11 protein-coding genes are annotated in these 18,232 nt (G+C 57.1%); 5 read left to right on the top strand and 6 right to left on the bottom strand.

All coding sequences use genetic code 11. The annotated features are described in order from the left end of the window. Nucleotides 1-193 precede the first annotated feature (193 nt). From lolB to prs, 3 genes are all read left to right on the top strand, one after another. Entirely contained in the window at nucleotides 194-817 is a 624-nt protein-coding gene (gene lolB / locus ACK3CV_RS10670) for a lipoprotein insertase outer membrane protein LolB (RefSeq protein WP_025302493.1), read from the top strand. Beyond that, nucleotides 814-1,680 carry a 4-(cytidine 5'-diphospho)-2-C-methyl-D-erythritol kinase gene (gene ispE / locus ACK3CV_RS10665; RefSeq protein WP_164141489.1) on the top strand — a complete coding sequence of 289 codons (867 nt, stop codon included), beginning with the start codon at nucleotides 814-816 and terminating at the stop codon, nucleotides 1,678-1,680. The genes lolB and ispE overlap by 4 nt, the downstream gene beginning before the upstream one ends. Nucleotides 1,681-1,854: 174 nt before the next feature. Beyond that, on the top strand, nucleotides 1,855-2,802 hold the full coding sequence (gene prs / locus ACK3CV_RS10660) for a ribose-phosphate diphosphokinase (RefSeq protein WP_004941061.1): 948 nt from the start codon (nucleotides 1,855-1,857) through the stop codon (nucleotides 2,800-2,802). A gap of 185 nt (nucleotides 2,803-2,987) precedes the next feature. On the opposite strand, the gene ychH is transcribed toward prs, so the two are convergent. Then, nucleotides 2,988-3,266 carry a stress-induced protein YchH gene (ychH, locus tag ACK3CV_RS10655; protein WP_025302491.1) on the bottom strand — a complete coding sequence of 93 codons (279 nt, stop codon included), beginning with the start codon at nucleotides 3,264-3,266 and terminating at the stop codon, nucleotides 2,988-2,990. A gap of 301 nt (nucleotides 3,267-3,567) precedes the next feature. Between ychH and pth the strand changes: the two genes are divergently transcribed. Then, nucleotides 3,568-4,158 carry an aminoacyl-tRNA hydrolase gene (gene pth, locus ACK3CV_RS10650; protein WP_033638160.1) on the top strand — a complete coding sequence of 197 codons (591 nt, stop codon included), beginning with the start codon at nucleotides 3,568-3,570 and terminating at the stop codon, nucleotides 4,156-4,158. A gap of 37 nt (nucleotides 4,159-4,195) precedes the next feature. Here pth and ACK3CV_RS10645 read toward each other — a convergent pair whose 3' ends face one another. Then, nucleotides 4,196-5,725, bottom strand: a complete 1,530-nt coding sequence (locus tag ACK3CV_RS10645; protein ID WP_033653847.1) for a SulP family inorganic anion transporter — start codon at nucleotides 5,723-5,725, stop codon at nucleotides 4,196-4,198. Nucleotides 5,726-6,059: 334 nt separating this feature from the next. On the opposite strand from ACK3CV_RS10645, the gene ychF reads away from it, so the two are divergent. After that, nucleotides 6,060-7,151: a redox-regulated ATPase YchF gene (gene ychF / locus ACK3CV_RS10640; RefSeq protein ID WP_033646394.1), complete on the top strand. Its 1,092-nt coding sequence runs from the start codon at nucleotides 6,060-6,062 to the stop codon at nucleotides 7,149-7,151. Nucleotides 7,152-7,239: 88 nt separating this feature from the next. Here ychF and ACK3CV_RS10635 read toward each other — a convergent pair whose 3' ends face one another. From ACK3CV_RS10635 to ACK3CV_RS10620, 4 genes are read right to left on the bottom strand one after another with little or no spacing between them, the layout of a single operon-like run. Continuing rightward, nucleotides 7,240-7,512: a tautomerase family protein gene (locus tag ACK3CV_RS10635; RefSeq protein ID WP_239504652.1), complete on the bottom strand. Its 273-nt coding sequence runs from the start codon at nucleotides 7,510-7,512 to the stop codon at nucleotides 7,240-7,242. Between the two features lie 59 nt (nucleotides 7,513-7,571). After that, nucleotides 7,572-9,293 (bottom strand): proline--tRNA ligase, encoded by a 1,722-nt coding sequence (locus ACK3CV_RS10630; RefSeq protein ID WP_164039917.1) that lies wholly within the window; start codon nucleotides 9,291-9,293, stop codon nucleotides 7,572-7,574. Between the two features lie 52 nt (nucleotides 9,294-9,345). Continuing rightward, complete coding sequence (locus ACK3CV_RS10625) at nucleotides 9,346-16,956, bottom strand: non-ribosomal peptide synthetase (RefSeq protein WP_164141491.1); 7,611 nt, start codon at nucleotides 16,954-16,956, stop codon at nucleotides 9,346-9,348. Further along, nucleotides 16,956-18,224, bottom strand: coding sequence for a M20 family metallopeptidase (locus ACK3CV_RS10620; protein WP_164039913.1), 1,269 nt, complete (start codon nucleotides 18,222-18,224; stop codon nucleotides 16,956-16,958). Before ACK3CV_RS10620 ends, ACK3CV_RS10625 begins: the two co-directional genes overlap by 1 nt. Nucleotides 18,225-18,232 lie beyond the last annotated feature (8 nt).

The following is an 18,232-nucleotide window of genomic DNA, read 5'->3' as shown; positions in this document are numbered from 1 at the left end:
CGCCTTCAGGCGATTGTGTTACGCTTAATGGCGACCCCGACGCGCGTGCCGGGTTGGCATTGCGCCGGTAAAAGCGGCAAGATTCAACGCGATGCAGCAAAAAATTGACGCGCCGCCGCCGCCCCGTTAGCGTGAGCGCTGAATCCGGGTTTCGTCGCGCATGCCCGCAAGGACAAAAGGACAAGAGAAAGTTATGCCAATACGCAAAGTTAGTTTGCTCCGTCTGATCCCGCTGGCCAGCCTGGTGCTGGCCGCCTGTACCACCACCAAGCCGACCGGCCCGGCCACCAGCCCGACCTCACCGCAGTGGCGCGCCCATGAGCAGGCGGTGCAGCAGCTCAGCACCTATCAGACCCGCGGCTCCTTCGCCTACTTGTCTGATCAGAAAAAAGTCTACGCCCGCTTCTTCTGGCAGCAGTTCTCGCCGGAGCGCTACCGCCTGCTGCTGACCAACCCGCTCGGCAGCACGGAAATGGATCTCAACGTGCAGAAAAACGTGGTGCAACTGACCGACAACCAGGGCAAACGCTACGTCAGCGACAACCCGGAAGAGATGATCCGCAAGCTGACCGGCATGGCGATCCCGCTGAACAACCTGCGCCAGTGGATGCTCGGCCTGCCGGGCGAAGCCAGCGATTTTGCGCTGGATGACCAATATCGCCTGAGCAAGCTGACCTACCAGCAAGGCGGCCAGACCTGGAAAGTGGATTACCAGGGCTACAGCAACGAGGTGCAGCCGACGCTGCCGAACCGCCTGGAGCTGCAGCAGGGCGACCAGCGCATCAAGCTGAAAATGGACAACTGGACGCTCAAATGATCCGCCAGTGGCCCTCCCCCGCGAAACTCAACCTGTTTTTGTACATCACCGGCCGTCGTGAAGACGGCTATCACCTGCTGCAGACGCTGTTCCAGTTTTTGGACTACGGCGACACCCTGACCATTGACCCGCGCCAGGACGATCGCATTCATCTGCTGACGCCGGTCGACGGCGTGCCGGACGAGCAGAACCTGATCGTGCACGCCGCCCGCTTGCTGCAGCGCTATTGCGATGAACGCGGCCTGCAGACCGCACCGCGCGGCGCCGACATCAGCATCGACAAACGCCTGCCGATGGGCGGCGGTTTGGGCGGCGGCTCCTCCAACGCCGCCACCGTGCTGGTGGCGCTGAACGAACTGTGGCGCTGCGGCCTTGACGACGACCAACTGGCCGAGCTGGGGCTCAGCCTCGGCGCCGACGTGCCGGTGTTCGTGCGCGGCCACGCCGCCTTCGCCGAAGGCATCGGCGAGCGCCTGCAACCGGCCGAGCCGCAGGAAAAGTGGTATCTGGTGGCGCATCCCGGCGTCGGCATCCCGACGCCGGTTATCTTCGGCGACCCCGAATTGAAAAGAGACACCCCGGTTCGCTCCTTAAGTGAGCTGTTGCAGGCGCCGTACGCAAATGATTGCGAACCGATCGCAAGAAAACGTTTTCGCGAGGTTGAACAGCTTCTTTCATGGCTGTTAGAATACGCCCCGTCACGCCTGACTGGCACAGGTGCTTGTGTGTTTGCTGAATTCGACACAGAAATCGCCGCCCGTCAGGTGTTAAATCAAGCCCCGGAGTGGTTGTGTGGTTTTGTAGCGCGCGGCGTTAACGTCTCCCCACTACATCGCATTCGTTCCGGGCGGTTTGAGTCGTAGCTCAACGTTTCGCTGCGCAGGGTCATGCACACCTGGCCCTGTTATCCCTGCGCTGCCTGCGGTCTCAATTTTAGTTTTACATACCCGTATGTATATTGCGCCGGCGTCGCCGACTGCCCCTTGGCGATGTCGTATGACAATATCTTCTCTGGACGCAAGCCTGAGGTTCTTCTCGTGCCTGATATGAAGCTTTTTGCTGGTAACGCCACCCCGGAACTAGCACAACGTATTGCCAACCGTTTGTACACCAGCCTTGGTGACGCCGCTGTAGGTCGTTTTAGCGACGGCGAAGTGAGCGTGCAAATCAACGAAAATGTACGCGGCGGTGATATTTTCATCATCCAGTCCACCTGTGCCCCGACCAACGACAACCTGATGGAACTGGTTGTGATGGTCGACGCCCTGCGTCGCGCCTCCGCAGGTCGTATTACCGCCGTTATCCCTTACTTCGGCTATGCCCGCCAGGATCGCCGCGTGCGTTCCGCGCGTGTGCCGATCACCGCCAAGGTGGTTGCCGATTTCCTCTCCAGCGTAGGGGTTGACCGCGTTCTGACGGTGGATCTGCATGCTGAGCAGATTCAAGGCTTCTTCGACGTTCCGGTAGACAACGTGTTCGGCAGCCCGATCCTGCTGGAAGACATGCTGCAGCAGAACCTGGAAAACCCGATCGTGGTTTCCCCGGACATCGGCGGCGTAGTGCGTGCCCGCGCCATCGCCAAACTGCTGAACGACACCGACATGGCCATCATCGACAAACGCCGCCCGCGCGCGAACGTTTCTCAGGTGATGCACATCATCGGTGACGTGGCAGGCCGCGACTGCGTGCTGGTCGACGACATGATCGACACCGGCGGTACCTTGTGTAAAGCGGCTGAAGCGTTGAAAGAACGCGGTGCCAAGCGCGTATTTGCCTACGCGACGCACCCGATCTTCTCCGGCAACGCCGTGGACAACATCAAGAACTCGGTGATTGATGAAGTGATCGTCTGCGACACCATTCCGCTGTCGCCGGAAATCAAGGCACTGAAAAACGTTCGCACTCTGACCCTGTCCGGCATGCTGGCTGAAGCCATCCGCCGCATCAGCAACGAAGAGTCGATCTCTGCAATGTTCGAGCATTGATGCGTCGTCTTTCCGGTGCGGCGCCCACCGCGCCGGAAAGATAGCGAGCCCGACAGCAGAAAAAGAAAAACCCGTTGGTGCGTAAGCAACAACGGGTTTTCTACTCGTAGTCCAACATGACCTCAAACCTTAATGCACGGCAGATTTTCCCTTGCCCTGCTCTCGCTTCCCTTCTGATTTTTTAATCAATGCGACGAACGATGTTGGTCGTTGCGGCACCGTTTATCAAAGTGTTTTACCCACCAGTAGCGATCCGCCACCTGCTCGCGGCCGCCGATACGCGCGCCCACCAGCCACAACAGCGCGCCGACGAAGATACTCATGATGGCGCCGTGGGCGAAAAATTGCGGTAAATTGAACTGGGATACTTCAGCAATAATGGAGTATCCGACGCCGCCGATCATCACGACCAGCCCCAGCCCCATAAAAAAGTTGCCCATTCTGTCCGCGCTTCTACGTTTCATATGCCACCTCCATGATTGCCATGTGCCAACCGGGATAACGCTGCAACTTGTTAACCCACTTTGATAAGTTAAGTATAGTCCTTGTTGCGGCAAGGGGATTGCGGAGGCGATCACAAATGGTAAAGAATTATTGACACTTCTTAACGCGCCGCTGAAAATTAGCGGACAAATTGAATTATTCAGCTAATGAATCATTCGTCTTTCTTACCTAAGGCGACGGCGGGGATCGGATTTTGTCATTCGCCGCCCCGGCAGGTAGACTAAGGCCCTTTCCATTACCCTGATCATAGCGAATCTCCCAGTGAGCAGTATTAAATTGATAGTTGGCCTGGCCAACCCGGGCGCGGAATATGCCCAAACGCGCCACAACGCCGGCGCCTGGTACGTCGATCTGCTGGCCCAGCGCCACAATCAGCAGTTGAAAGAAGAGAGCAAGTTCTTCGGCTATACCGCTCGTTTGAACCTGGCGGGCAACGACGTGCGCCTGCTGGTGCCGACCACCTTCATGAACCTGAGCGGCAAAGCGGTGCTGGCGATGGCCAACTTCTACCGCATCGAACCAAACGAGATCCTGGTGGCGCACGACGAGCTGGATCTGCCGCCCGGCATCGCCAAAATCAAGCTCGGCGGCGGCAACGGCGGCCACAACGGCCTGAAAGACATCCAGAACAAGTTCGGCAACAACCCGAACTTCTACCGCCTGCGCATCGGCATCGGCCATCCGGGCGACAAGAACAAGGTGGTGGGCTTCGTGCTCGGCAAGCCGCCGGCCAGCGAGCAGAAGATGATCGACGAAGCGATCGACGAGTCGCTGCGCTGCACCGAGATGCTGATGAAGGACGGGCTGGAAAAAACCGTTCAGCGCCTGCACAGCTTCAAGGCGCAGGCCTGAACCTTGCCGCAGCGGGCGCCCTGCCCGCTGCCTGCTTCTAGCCGCGCGGGTTGAAGGTCTCCTCGCTCACGCGGCGGTCATCGGCGGTGAAGCCCTCTTCCGCCACGTAATACTGCGGATCGTCCAGCTCATGGCTGCAAAACGGCCCGGCGCGCTTGAGCAGGCGCACGCAGTCGCCGCTCAGGTGGCGCAGCCGAATGCTTTTCCCCGCCGCCAGGTAACGCGCCGTCAGCTTATCGATCGCCTCTACGCCGCTGGAATCCATCACCCGGGTGCCGGCAAAATCCAGCACCACGTTCTGCGGATCGCTTTGCGGCTCGAACAGCTCGGCGAAAGCGGCGGCAGAGCCGAAGAACAGCGGGCCATCGAGCTGATACACCGCCACGTCGCCCGTTACCTGCCGCTGGCGCACGCGAATGCGCGCCTGCTGCCAGGCGAACACCAGCGCCGAGATAATCACCCCGCTGATCACCGCCACCGCCAGATCGGTAAAGATGGTGATCAGCGTGACGGCGAGCATCACCAGCGCGTCCGCCTTCGGCATTCGGCGTAAACGGCGCAGCGAACTCCACTCGAAAGTGTTGTAACACACCACCAGCATCACCCCGGCCAGCGCCGCCACCGGCAGCAGGCCGATATAGCGCGACAGGCTGACCACGAACAGAATCAGCAGGATGGCGCCCACCGTGCCGGAGAGGCGCCCGCGCCCGCCCGAGGTGAAGTTGATGATCGACTGGCCGATCATCGCGCAGCCGGCGAAGCAGCCGAACAGGCCGCACACTGCGTTACCGGCGCCCTGCGCGATGCTTTCGCGATTGCCGTTGCCCTTCTTGCCGCCCATTTCATCCAGCACCGTCATGGTCAGCAGCGATTCAATCAAACCGACCAGGGCGATCACCACCGCATAGGGCAGCACCACCCGCACCATCTCCAGGGTGAACGGCGCCGTCGGCAGGCTGAAGTGCGGCAGCGCGCCGGAAATATCCGCCAGATCGCCCACCCGCAGCGTGTGCAGATTGAGGCCGATCGCCAACGCCGAAACCACCAGCAGCGCCGCCAGCGAAGACGGAATGGCTTTGGTCAGGCGCGGGAACAGCACCACCACCGCAATCGCCAGCGCCACCAGGCCGTACATCAGCGGCCCCTGCCCGGCGATCATCTTCAGCTGCGCCAGCATGATGACGATCGCCAGACCGTTGACGAAGCCGTGGATCGCCGGCAGCGGCACCAGACGAATGAACTTGCCCAGCCGGAAGGCGCCGATCAGGATTTGAATGCCCCCGGCAAACAGCGTGGCCCACAGCACGTAGCCCATGCCATACTGCGCCGCCAGGCTCATCAGCACCACCACAATGGAGCCGGCGGCGCCGGAAACCATGCCCGGCTTGCCGCCGAACAGCGCCGTGACCAGGCCGATAATAAACGCGGTATGCAAACCGACGATCGGCGAAAGACCGGCGACCAGCGAAAAGCCGACCGCCTCGGGGATCATCGAAACCGCCACCACAAAGCCCGCCAGGACTTCATTTTTAACGTCCGCGATCCTGACGTTACTCAGGTTAAACATGCATTATTCACTTATGACAGATGACATCATCTCCCCGCGTAGCGGGTATGGGGTACCGCAAGGTGCGGCAGACTGCAGGCGGGCACAGCTCAGGGTGGCGTAGGCAAGAAATACATCCGGCGCGTTTCCTGTCGGTTAATCGGAACGGCCAGTATGGGTAAATGTGATCCAAATCTCAATCAAAAACCGGCCGCGGGCGCTGCGCTCGCCCCGGCCAAACAAGTCTGATCGAGATAAACGCCCATTACGTGTATAATGGCGGCATTATTTTGCCCTTTATGCAGTTGGTTAAATCTAACCAACTGATAGTTAAGATATTTAAGGTGATTACAACATGGGATTCAAATGCGGTATCGTCGGCCTGCCTAACGTAGGCAAATCCACCCTGTTCAACGCGTTGACCAAAGCGGGCATTGAAGCAGCCAACTTCCCGTTCTGCACCATTGAACCGAACACCGGTGTGGTGCCGATGCCCGATCCGCGTCTGGATAAGCTGGCCGAGATCGTCAAGCCGCAGCGCATTCTGCCGACCACCATGGAATTCGTCGACATCGCCGGCCTGGTGAAAGGCGCGTCCAAGGGTGAAGGCCTGGGCAACCAGTTCCTGACCAACATCCGCGAAACCGAAGCCATCGGCCACGTGGTGCGCTGCTTCGAGAACGACAACATCATTCACGTCAACAACAAGGTCGATCCGGCCGAAGATATCGATGTGATCAACACCGAGCTGGCGCTGTCTGACCTGGACACCTGCGAGCGCGCCATCCACCGCGTGCAGAAGAAAGCCAAAGGAGGCGACAAAGACGCCAAGGCCGAGCTGGCGGCGCTGGAGAAATGCCTGCCGCACCTGGAAAACGCCGGCATGCTGCGCGCGCTGGATCTGAGCGACGAAGACAAAGCGGCGATCAAATACCTGAGCTTCCTGACGCTGAAGCCGACCATGTACATCGCCAACGTCAACGAAGACGGCTTCGAGAACAACCCGTACCTGGACACCGTGCGTAAAATCGCCGACGCCGAAGGCTCCGTGGTGGTTGCCGTGTGCGCCGCCGTGGAATCCGACATCGCCGAGCTGGAAGACGAAGAGCGCGACGAGTTCATGGCCGAGCTGGGCCTGGAAGAACCGGGCTTGAACCGCGTGATCCGCGCCGGTTACGAGCTGCTGAACCTGCAGACCTACTTCACCGCCGGCGTGAAAGAAGTGCGCGCCTGGACCATCCCGGTCGGCGCCACCGCTCCGCAGGCGGCCGGCAAGATCCACACCGACTTCGAGAAAGGCTTTATCCGCGCGCAAACCATCTCTTATGATGACTTCATCACCTACAAGGGTGAACAAGGCGCCAAAGAAGCCGGCAAAATGCGCTCCGAAGGTAAAGACTACATCGTCAAAGACGGCGACGTAATGAACTTCTTGTTCAACGTCTAAGCCCTTCCCCGCAGCATTGCTCTCGGCTGCCGGAAACGGAAAAATCCACGCTTCGGCGTGGATTTTTTTTGTCCTGATATCCCCAGACTTACCCCATTATCCCTTCCCACACCGAAGGCCGGTTCTCCTTGCACCACCGCTCCCCCGCCGCCGTCCCCGGCAACGGGGGCTTCAAACCTTCGATAGTCCACAGTGAGAACGGCGTTTCGTCCACGTGCAGCTCCCAGCGCAGCCCGCGCGCGGCGAGGTAGGGTTGCAGGATGCGGGTGCAGGCCGCCAGAAATTGCTGCTGCTCCGCGTCGTTGCCCATGGCCCGCGCGATATGGTCGATGGTCACCCGCACGAAGTCATCACTTTGCATAGCCTCCGACGTAGGAGCCCCCGCAAGCGCGATAGCCCCTTGCGGGGGAGGGGGCAATGTTACGCCAGTGCTACGGATACTATCGTTGAAACCTTCTCAAGTAGCTCATCAACCTGCACCAACGTACGCTCATCATTCAGGCGATTGAGAAACTCCACTTTACCTTCGGAGAAATCACGGCCGATCACGATCCGCAAAGGCAAACCGAGGATATCAGAATCTTTCAGCAGTTCCCCAGCCGAGCCTTTGCGGTCGTCAACCATCACTTCAACGCCTTTTTCGGCGAGTGACGCTGCAAGTTTCAAAGCTTCTGGCTGCAACGAGGCTTTCAGAGCGACCAAATGAACATGGAACGGCGCAACCTGCAATGGCCAAATCAGCCCCGTTTGCGGATCGCTATTCTGATCGACCAATGCGGCGATGACCCGCGTAGTGCCGATGCCATAGCACCCCATCTGGAAATGACGGAAGGTCTGCGTGCTGTCATTGACGCCAGCGTTAAGCGCCCTGGAGTACTTGTCGCCCAGTTTGAAAATATGTCCGATTTCAACGCCACGGCACTGTTTAAGCGGGCAGCCGTCCGGCCCCAGTTCTCCCACTTTCGCTTCGCGGATATCAACGTACTCGGGTAAAGGAAAATCTCGGCCCGGCTTAACAGACAATGCGAATTTGTTTGGCTCCCCAGCTCCAGTCAGTAACGACGTCAGCCCCTCAAGACTTTTATCGGCCACCATTTTCAGATCCGCGACCGCACCGAACGGTCCAAGAAAAGCAGGTTTAGCCGCAATGAGGCGATTGATTTCAGCATCATCGACCAACACCGCTTCCAGACCGCCAAACGCGTTCGCCAGTTTGACAATATTCACATCGCAATCACCACGCATTAATACGACGACGCGCTCTTTGCTGCCCGCATGGTGAATGTCATACAACGCCGTTTTCAGCGTTGATGACGGAGAAAATCCATACTCCACCGAGACAGCTTCCAGCGTGCGTTGATTCGCTTCAACAATGCGTTTTTCCGCCTCCGGTACGCGGATCGGTTCCGCCGGCAGGGAGGCCGCCTTTTCCAAGTTGGCTGCATAGGTATCATTGAACAGCAGCGTATCTTCGCCCGCTTCACTGATCGACATGAACTCTTCCGAGCTGGCCCCGCCTATCGCGCCACTGTCCGCCTGAACGGTAATGTAATTGAGTCCTAACCGTTCAAAAATAGCCTGGTACGCTTGACGCATCTTCTGATATGAAACGTCCAACCCCGCTTCGTCGATGTCGAAACTATAGGAATCCATCATGATGAATTCACGGGTTCGCAGTAGGCCGGAGCGCGGACGCAGTTCATCGCGAAACTTCATATTTTGCTGGAAAAAAATAAGCGGCAGCTGGGCTGAAGAGACGATCATTTTCTTCGCCATATCGCACACCGCTTCCTCCGCCGTAGGCGACAAACCGAACTCTCTTTCTTTGCGATCGGTCAGTTGGAACATCAACTTTTCGTGGCGATACACGTCCCAACGACCCGACTGTTTCCAAAGCTCGGCATTCTGAAGAATTGGCAGCCGCACTTGGCTGCCCCCTTCCTTGGTGATCTCTTCGGCAATCAACGCGGAGACTTTTTGCTCGACGCGATACAACAGGGGAGAAAAGTAAAAAATGCCTGCCGCATGCTGGAAAAGATAACCGCCTCGAAGCAACCAAGCGTGAGAAATTGAATCGACGCCGGCTGGCATCTCTCGCGCCACACGGATCCCCATTTGCGACGCCAAAAGCACAGAGGCCATGTTTTCTCCTTTACTCAATTAATTAATATATATAATGTTTCAAGCTAACATATTACTCGTCAGCAAGCCACTTGTACCGCTCCAATATGGCCTGCAGCCAAGCTGATGAATACAGGCCCTTTCGTCCCCAAAGATTGAGGGAAAGGCTGCCGTCGTCGCGCTCAAAGACGATCAGCTCAAGATGACGCATTAATATTTCCTCTTTGCTCACGAAAGGCATTAAGTCTGAATTTTCCGTGTTATCTTCCGGCTCACCTATTTCATATTCAATACCTTTCCATTTCGATGGCTTTTTAAAGTTCTGATAGAGGAAATAAGACGTAAACGCGTCATTAAGCTCTCGCTGAGTGAAGGGATCAACATGCGCCACCAACTCGGTAATCGGAAAACGCATCCCCGCCTGTATCATGAAAGTCGCCTCGCGCGCCGCCGTTAAAGCGCTGCGCTGCATATTCTCCGCATCCAATTTAATTCTTACCGGCAGAGGATTGACAAACACGCCCACGGTACGATCTGCCCCTGAAGCCATTCTGCCACTGCTGGTTGTACCGAAGATCAGATCATATTCGCCTGAAAACTCGGATAACAACCGAGCGAAAGCGGCCATCATGGCAGTAAACAGCGTCACGCCGTTGGCCGCGGCCTTGCCACGCATCCTCTCGACCGCCTGCGGTGACAGCGTGCTGTTCACCTTGTGCGCGGCGCGTTCAGCGTCGTTGCCGTTACGGTCCGGCCTAGGTCTGACGGGCAACGGTGCCCCTTTGAACAGCGAGCGTAAACGCGCCAATTGTTCCCTGCCCTGGGTGCCCTCAAGCCAGGAGTATGCCTCCGCCGCCGCCAGACTATAGGGCTTAATGTCCGACGGCCCTATGTCGTCTTCATAATAAGAGCGAATGGCATCCGAAAGCAGCGCCGTGGTCCATCCATCAAAGCAAATATGATGAGTATGAATGATGATCAATACGCTGGTTGCCGATGTTCGCAGGATCCAGCTTCTTATCGGCGGCGCCGTAAGAGGCAACGGCGAAGCCTGCAATGCATTAATCAGCTCGCCGAGTTGCCCCGACGCCTGGGCCTCTTCCGGCAAGATCTGCGTGGGTGTCAGTTTTTCTCTGGAAAGAACATCCGCCCGAATAATGCCCGTACTTTCTTCATGATACACTGTACGTAAAGCGTCAAAGTCGCCAATAGCGCCATCAATGGCCTCTCGCAAGGCAGCCACATTGATATCGCCCTTAAGGCTGACGGGCATGATCAGATTCCCATAACCTTCCCTGTGCATATAGAACCATCGAGTCTGCAAGGGAGACGCGCGATACGACAACGGCTTTTGGGCCATTGGGTGTTGTGGTTCAGGCGAGGTCAGTGCGGCCACTCTATCGATAAAGACATCCAAACCTGTATGCTGTAGCAAGACATCAGGCGTGACATCTATACCAAGCTTCTCGCGTATATCCATCGTCACGCCAATCGCTGACACGGAGTCGCCCCCCGCCGCAAGAAAATCCGCTTTCCGGTCCGTGATCCGCACCTCCAGATTATCCTCCCATATTTTCCGAATCGCTTCGGCCAAGCCGCTGTCCGTGTCTGCAACGCGCTGTTCAGTAATATCCCTGACTGCCCGGCAAAACGTGTCCAAGCGAGGATGTCGCAATAGCAGATCGGGATCGATGTCGATGCCCAACTGATGCCGAATATCGATCGTCACGCCGATCGCCGATACCGAGTCACCGCCCGCCGAGAGAAAATCCGTGTCTGCGGCAAGGTGCTCTTGCTCCAACTGCTCCTCCCAAATAAGGCGTATCGATTTATCCAGCGCATCCTCATGCGATGCGCCACCGTTAGCCTGCCGGACAAGTTCAGCGATGCTGCGGGCAAACGCATCAAATTCAGTGTTGTTGAGCAGTTGTTCAGGCGGGACCTCAATAGCCAAACTGCTGCGAATGTCCATCGTGATGCCGATAGCCGCCATCGAATCACCGCCCAGCGCGAGGAAATCCGCATGTTCAGGCAGCGCATCCAGTTCGAGATTATCCGCCCATAGCCGGCTCAGACGCTCTCTCAATACGTCGCTCTCTTGCGCCGAATGCGGCTCAAGCGTCGCGGTTTTCTTTCTGGCGCTCGTTGGCCGGTTAAACGGCGAAAACTTGAATACGGCGGTTTCTCTTGCCGAGGTCGCCAAAACGTGCGCCAGGGCATGCCAGGCATCCTCCCCCGTAAGACCTGCGCCTTTCAGGCTGGAGCCGAGGGCAATGCGGCCTTCGCCCGCTGACTGCGCCGTTTTCTCAAACACATCCCAATGAATAAGACGCCACCCTGCCGCGAGCCCTTCGTGCAGCATCAGTCTATTCGCGAGGGTGTATGGCGCATAGCCTGCGCCGCCCAACGTGACGGAAATGGAAGAGAACGCGATCCGTTCCGGCGCCAACGCTAATGCTTTCAGCCCGTTGTCCAGCGCGTGCATCCCTCTGATTTTCGGATCACTTTGCTCTTTCAGTTTGTCTTCGGAAAGATCGGCGAGGAAACAAAGGAAACGCTCTTCATTGATTGACGCGGCAAGATGGAACACCAAATCAAGCCTGCCGAATTTTTTGACGGTCAGATCGAGCGCCTGATAGACCTGTTGCCCGTCATTCACATCGCACGGTATATAGATCGCCTCACTCCCCCGCTCCTGAAGCGATCTCATCTGCGCCTTGACGCCCGGTTCCTCCATCGGCCTGCGACCGGTTAACACCAAACGACACCGCAGTTTCACCGCCAGCATGTCAGAGAGAACCTGCCCAACATTCCCCGTGCCGCCTGTAATGAAAACCACGCTGTTTTTATCGAGATTGGGCATATTTGTAGCAAAAGCCGCGCGAGCGGAATAGGTTTCTTCAAAACGCCCGCCCTCGCGCCATACAATCGTCGATGCTTGCGGCCTCTCGGTAAGCGCCCCCATTTCTGTCGCCAGTTGAACATCCATCACATCAAGCGAGGCCACGGCATCAAAAGTCACGAAACGGCATTTGATACCGGGATATTCAATCGCCGCGACGGCGGCGGCCGTGGCCAACGCCGCGTCGGGAATAAAATTGGGAGATGTCGTATCTTCATGGCGGACGATGAGTAACTCCGCTTCTCTCGCTGATTTCATGGCCTTCAAACACCGGGCAACGAGCAATAATCGCTGCTCCGCCGCCGCATCTGTCGCGCTGATGATGACCGAATCAGCAGGCAGTCCGTTAGCCAGGTTTTGTGGTTCGACGTAATGAATGACAAGCCCCGCCCGCCGCATTCGCTCGGCCAGCGCTTTGCTCTGGCGATCATTGCCGACAACGCTCCAAGCTGGCGAGCGCTGAACCAGCGCCGCCCAGTCGAATAAACGTTCGGGCGGTTCGCTCTGCAACTCTCTGTGCCAGAGCTGCTGAGCCAGTGGCAAAGCGGTAGGCGTAGGCTGAGCCGGTACACTCGTCGGGTATTCAAGGGGCAACATGTACTCGCGTTTCTCAAAGACAGTACCGGGCAAACCGTTGATGCGGAGCCCCCATTTCGCCACCAATTTGGCACGATCTACATGTCCGCCGGAACACCAATGCTTGCCGATGACGCGGGCAAAAGAGGCCATTTCATCACCCGCCGTTGCAGAGAAGAGAAATACCTCACGTTTTTCCGGCTCAATCGGCGGAACAGCGGCACTCAAAGAGGCGGCGCCCAAGATGACGATCTCCTCCATTTCATCCGCCGGGGGCCGACGCAGCCCGCCGGAGCCTGCACTCTCCCGGTTCAACGTTGCGCGTAGCGTTTCTTTCTCGCAGAGCGCGTTCACGGACAGGTACTGGCCCGTAGACGATGACACGAAGTGGAAATCCAATTTGGCATCGGTGGGATCAAGCACAGCGCTGAAATTATTGATGAGCGCGCCGATCTCTTGCGCCTCGCCCGCCTCACTCAGCCGGGCCATCAATGTCAGCGCCGCTTCGAGCGTACAGGCCTGTGACAAAACCAGATAGGCCAATGCACTCTCGCGTCCACCGGCAATCACGTCCGGCTGTACGCCCAGTGCCATCAGTGCGCGCGCCGCCGCCATCTGAACCATAAAACTCAACGGCCGCCAAACCGCGCACTGCTTATACTCAACTGCTGAAGGCGCGTCGCCGAACCACTCGCTGAACGCCTTGCCACTCTCGTTCTCATCCATAGCGGCAATGGTGCTGTCGATTACCTGGCGGAAGGTGGGATTTCGGTCATAAAACGCTTTGCCGGCCCCTAAGTAAGGTAATGGCGCGTCGGTAAAGAGCCAGATTGATTTCGTGCGTTTGCTCTCATCGCCATGCGCGGCGTAAAGATCGCCGTCAAGACGCGCGCATAAATCGGCCGTACTATCGGCGACAAACGCAGCTCGGTGCTTAAAAGCCGGCCGGCCGATGTTCAACGTGTTGACAACCTGAGAAAGGAAATAAGGCCGTTTTCTTAATGCGTGAACAAGCGAACGTTTGAGCGCGTCCAATTTCTCGGTGGTCGACGCGGAAAGCAACAGCAATTCCGTCTGTGCCGTTTCTCTCATCTCGGGGTACGTCGGCGCAGATTCAATAACGAGATGGACATTGGTGCCGCCAATCCCGAAAGAACTGACCCCGGCGTATAACGTTCCCTTTTCTGGCAGGCGTTCCGGCCGCTGCGCAATGCGAAAAGGCGAACGATCCAATGCCAACGCCTCGTCGGCCCGGACAAAATGCGCCAAACCCGGCACCGTTCGATGAGACAATGAAAGAACCGCGGCAATCAGCCCAACGGTTCCGGCTGCGCGGTTCGCATGCCCAAGATTCGCTTTGACGGATGACAGGATGCATTGGCCCTGACGTTCGGGGACGTCAAATACCTGACTCAATGCCGCAAGCTCAATCTGATCGCCCAGCTTTGTCGCCGTACCGTGCGTCTCAATGAAAGAAATATCCGCGGGCGTCACGCCGGCGTTCGCTAACGCTCCCCTGATCGCCTCAGCCTGCCCGGTCACGCTGGGGGCAGAAAAACTGGCCTTTCGGTGCCCATCATTGCTAACGCCGGTACCGCTGATGACCGCATAGATCGGATCGCCATCACGCTGCGCCGCGTCCAGCGGTTTAAGCAACAGTGCGGCAACGGCATTGGTCATAGTGGTACCATCGCGACGTTCATCGAACGGCCTCGTCAACCCATCTTCGGAAAAGATCGTATTAGGCTCATAAGGAATATGCCTTTCCTGCGGGATCATCAAAGAAGAAGCTCCCGCCAGCGCCATATCACATTCACCGCTCCTAATTGCCTGACAGGCCTCGTGAACCGCAAGAAGCCCGGTGGAACATGCGCTCTGTACGTTCATCGCTGGCCCATGCAGGTTCAGATGCCACGCTACGCGAGTGGCGAGAAAATCTTTATCTGCGCTGATTACCGTGTTCAGATAGTCTAGGCTGCTGCGTATGCGGGGCTGGAGATAAAATAGATAAGTGCTCTCAGCACTACCGGCAAAGACCCCGACTCGCCCGTGGATGCTCCGAGGATCAATACCCGCATCTTCAAAACAGCGCCATGATTGTTCAAGAAACTTGCGCTGTTGCGGATCCATCCATAAAGCATCACGGGCAGAGAGGCCAAACAGCGACGGGTCGAAACTGCCCATGCCTTCTATACGCCCGATAAAACGGTTTTTGCCTCGCTTCTTCGGCAGGAGTGCAGCCTCCGGCAACGCATCTCCCTCTTCCTCCAGCCGGCTCAGCATGTTGTTGCCCGCCAGCATGGCCTCCCAGAGCGTTGCAATATCGTCAGCACCCGGGAACAGCCCCGACATGCCGATAATGGCGATCTTATTCGTCGCCCTACGTTCCGCCGCCGTCGAAGCGTCTTTTTCAGGCTTACCGGCCAATACGTCTCTCAATCCGGCGGGATCCGCACATTCGAAGAACGCCATCGGACTGATCGTCCGCTCGACTTTTTGACTCAATAGCGTGGCAGCCCTAATCATATTGAGCGAACTTAGCCCCAGGAGCGCGAAGGTATCCTGCATGCCAATCCCACGCAGATTCAGCACGCTCTCCAACGTATCGAGTATGATGCCGCCCAAAGCATCGCTGGCAGGCTCGAACGGCACGCCCATCTGATTTCTGTCCAGGTATTCCGGTACGGCCAGGGCTTGCCGGTCAACCTTGCCCGTTGCGCCGATAGGCAACTTTTCATGGAAAACGATTCTGCCCGGCACTGACCAGGAGGGTAAAAGCGCGGAGACAAACTCCCTCAACGCGCCGGCATCAACGTTTTCACGCAGCGTGCAGTGCGCGAGGATGACGCCATCGGCAGCAGCACCCTGAACGGTACAAGCGCAGGACGAAACGGCGGGATGTTGCAAGAGCGCCGACTCGACTTCGCTCAGCACGACAAGATGCCCTGAAATTTTCACCTGATCATCTTTGCGCCCTGTGAAAACGATCTCGCCGCCCGGCAAAAAGTAGCCGTAATCCCCCGTCCGATACCACATTACACCGTCACATTCTCGGAACAGCACCGCCGTCTTTTCCGGCATATTGATATATCCCTGCGCCAGACAGGCACCGCTAATCCAAATCTCTCCCGGCTCATTGTCTTTTGCTGGCACGCCATCATCGTTGAGAATCGAGATGACGACATTATCGATCGGGCGGCCAAGATTCGGGTTTTCCGGCAAATGCGTTGCGGCGGAGTATCCAGCTTGCGTCACGACATGCGATTCAGACACGCCGTAGTGATTCCAGATGATCAGATTGGGCCGTTTGTTCAGCTCTTCGCGCAGTTTCCTGGTGATCACCAGCGGCTCACCCGCCGTTACGATATGAACCAGAGTGTCGGGTAGCGTCGAAGGATCTTCAAACAGCGCGGAAAGCACTGAGACGGGTAGAAACAGGGTTGAAATTTCGCTATCGGTAATGCATTTGGCCACCGCTGCAGGATCGATGCGATCCTGTTCATCAATCAAAACGACGGTGCCTCCGGTCGTCAGCGCCGGGAACAGTTCCTGAAGATAGACATCAAATCCAAAAGAAGCGAACTGCAGCACGCGCCCTGTGCAGTCGATGCCCGAAGCCTGGTTATGCCATTGCACCAAGTTGCTGACGGTTTGATGGCACTGCATGATCCCTTTCGGTTTACCGGTCGTGCCCGAGGTATAAATGACATACATCGGTTCGAGCCAGTCAACATCGGCCTCCACTCGCGCCGGGGTCGCCTCGATATCTTCTTGAAAGATGATTTGTGACACTTTGTCCTGCCATGAGGCAGCATTTTCACGGTGGGTAATGACCGCTCGAGCGTTGGCGTCTTGCGCCATATAGTCGACTCGCGCAGCGGGAAATTCCTGATCGATCGGGAGATAAACCACCCCCGCTTTCTGTGCGCCGATAAGCGCAGCGATCAATGCCTCGCCCCGGGGAAGCGCGAGAAGAACGATATCGCCGCGGCCCAGGCCGGCTTGCTGTATCGCCCAAGCATAGCCATTCGCTTTGTCATCCAGAGCCGCATAGCTGACATGACGGCCATTGTGGATCAGCGCATCAGCCTTCGGGTTGCGCGCAGCGCAATCTTCAAATAACCGGAACACCGGGCGCGGGTCGGTATATGCGCAATGGCCGATGCCGCGATTATCCATGCCAGGTCGAAATACTGTATGGCTCATCACTTTCCTCCTAGGGGATCAATCAAAATTTTTGCAGTCAGCGCAATGCCTTCTTTAAGCTCATGAAAATAAAGCGTTTCGTTTACCGCATGCGCCTCCTTCAGGCTTCCACAGCCATAAATCACCGTCGGGACCCCCATTAATCGGGCGTAATGCCGCCCATCGCAGCTCACATTCCAGGCGCGAAACGGCGCTTTATGCCCGGTGAGCGCGGCAAGTGCAGTGATGAATGGGTTGTCCATAGGGATCAGGCAGGATTCGTTGCGCAATGCTGGCCAGGTTAATGAAAACCCTATGCCGGGCATATTTTCGACAAGCGCTGAAAAGAAGTGTTTAAGCCTCTCTTGCGTTCCCCCCAACCCCTGATGGGGCAGGAAACCGCAATTACCGGATATTTTGCAGGAACGAGGCGTCGAGCCATACCAATCTCCCCCTTTAACTTCCCCCACATTAATCTGTAAGGCTCTCTCCCAATCGATGAATGCAGGAACGAGAACCTTTTCGCCGTCGAGGCGTTTCTCCAGATTTTTTAACTGACGAACCGCCTCCGTCGCGGCGTCAATTGCCGTAAACTCCGTTTCTTTCGCATCCCCCATATGACGGGCATGCCCGGTGAACTCGACCTCAAACGTCACGCAACCTCGGTGCCCTCTGAAGATTTCGCCGCCGGTCGGTTCCAGCACCAGACAGCAATCCGCCAGGCAGCCGCTGAGCGTGGAAGCCAATGCGCCGTTACCGCCAATTTCCTCTTCTGAGACCAAATCGAGGGTCAATGCATGATCGGTATCGTTGCCCGATGCTATAAGCCAACGCAGCGCCTCAACGAACATGATGAGGTTGCCTTTGGTATCGACCGCGCCGCGGCCAACGATTCTGTCCTCGAAAACCCGGGCCGTCATGCCATCTTTAAACTCCGGTTGCAGCGGCACGACATCCACATGCGCATTGACAATAATGTGCCTTCCTCCAGGTTTTCCCGGCCGGTGGGCACGTAACAGCGAAGAGTGTGCGGAGAGCTTGGAAACCGGCTCGGGCGCACGTTCGGGATGCGACCAAAAGCTATCCGGCAGCGTCAACTCCGTCAGCGTAAAGCCGAGCGGTTCAAGCAATTCTTTTAGAAAAGGTCTGGCTCGCCACTCGTTAGGCGACGTGGTATCGATACTGATATAGTCGGTAAGTGCGTCTGAAATCCGCCCTTTTTCCTCTTCAAACCAACGTTCGAATGTCCTGTGTGCTATCTGTGCCGCTTCATTCTCACAGAGATGCATAACTCCCC

The sequence above is a fragment of the Serratia sp. TSO36 genome (assembly GCF_057808395.1).
This window is presented reverse-complemented; position numbering and strand designations above follow the sequence as displayed.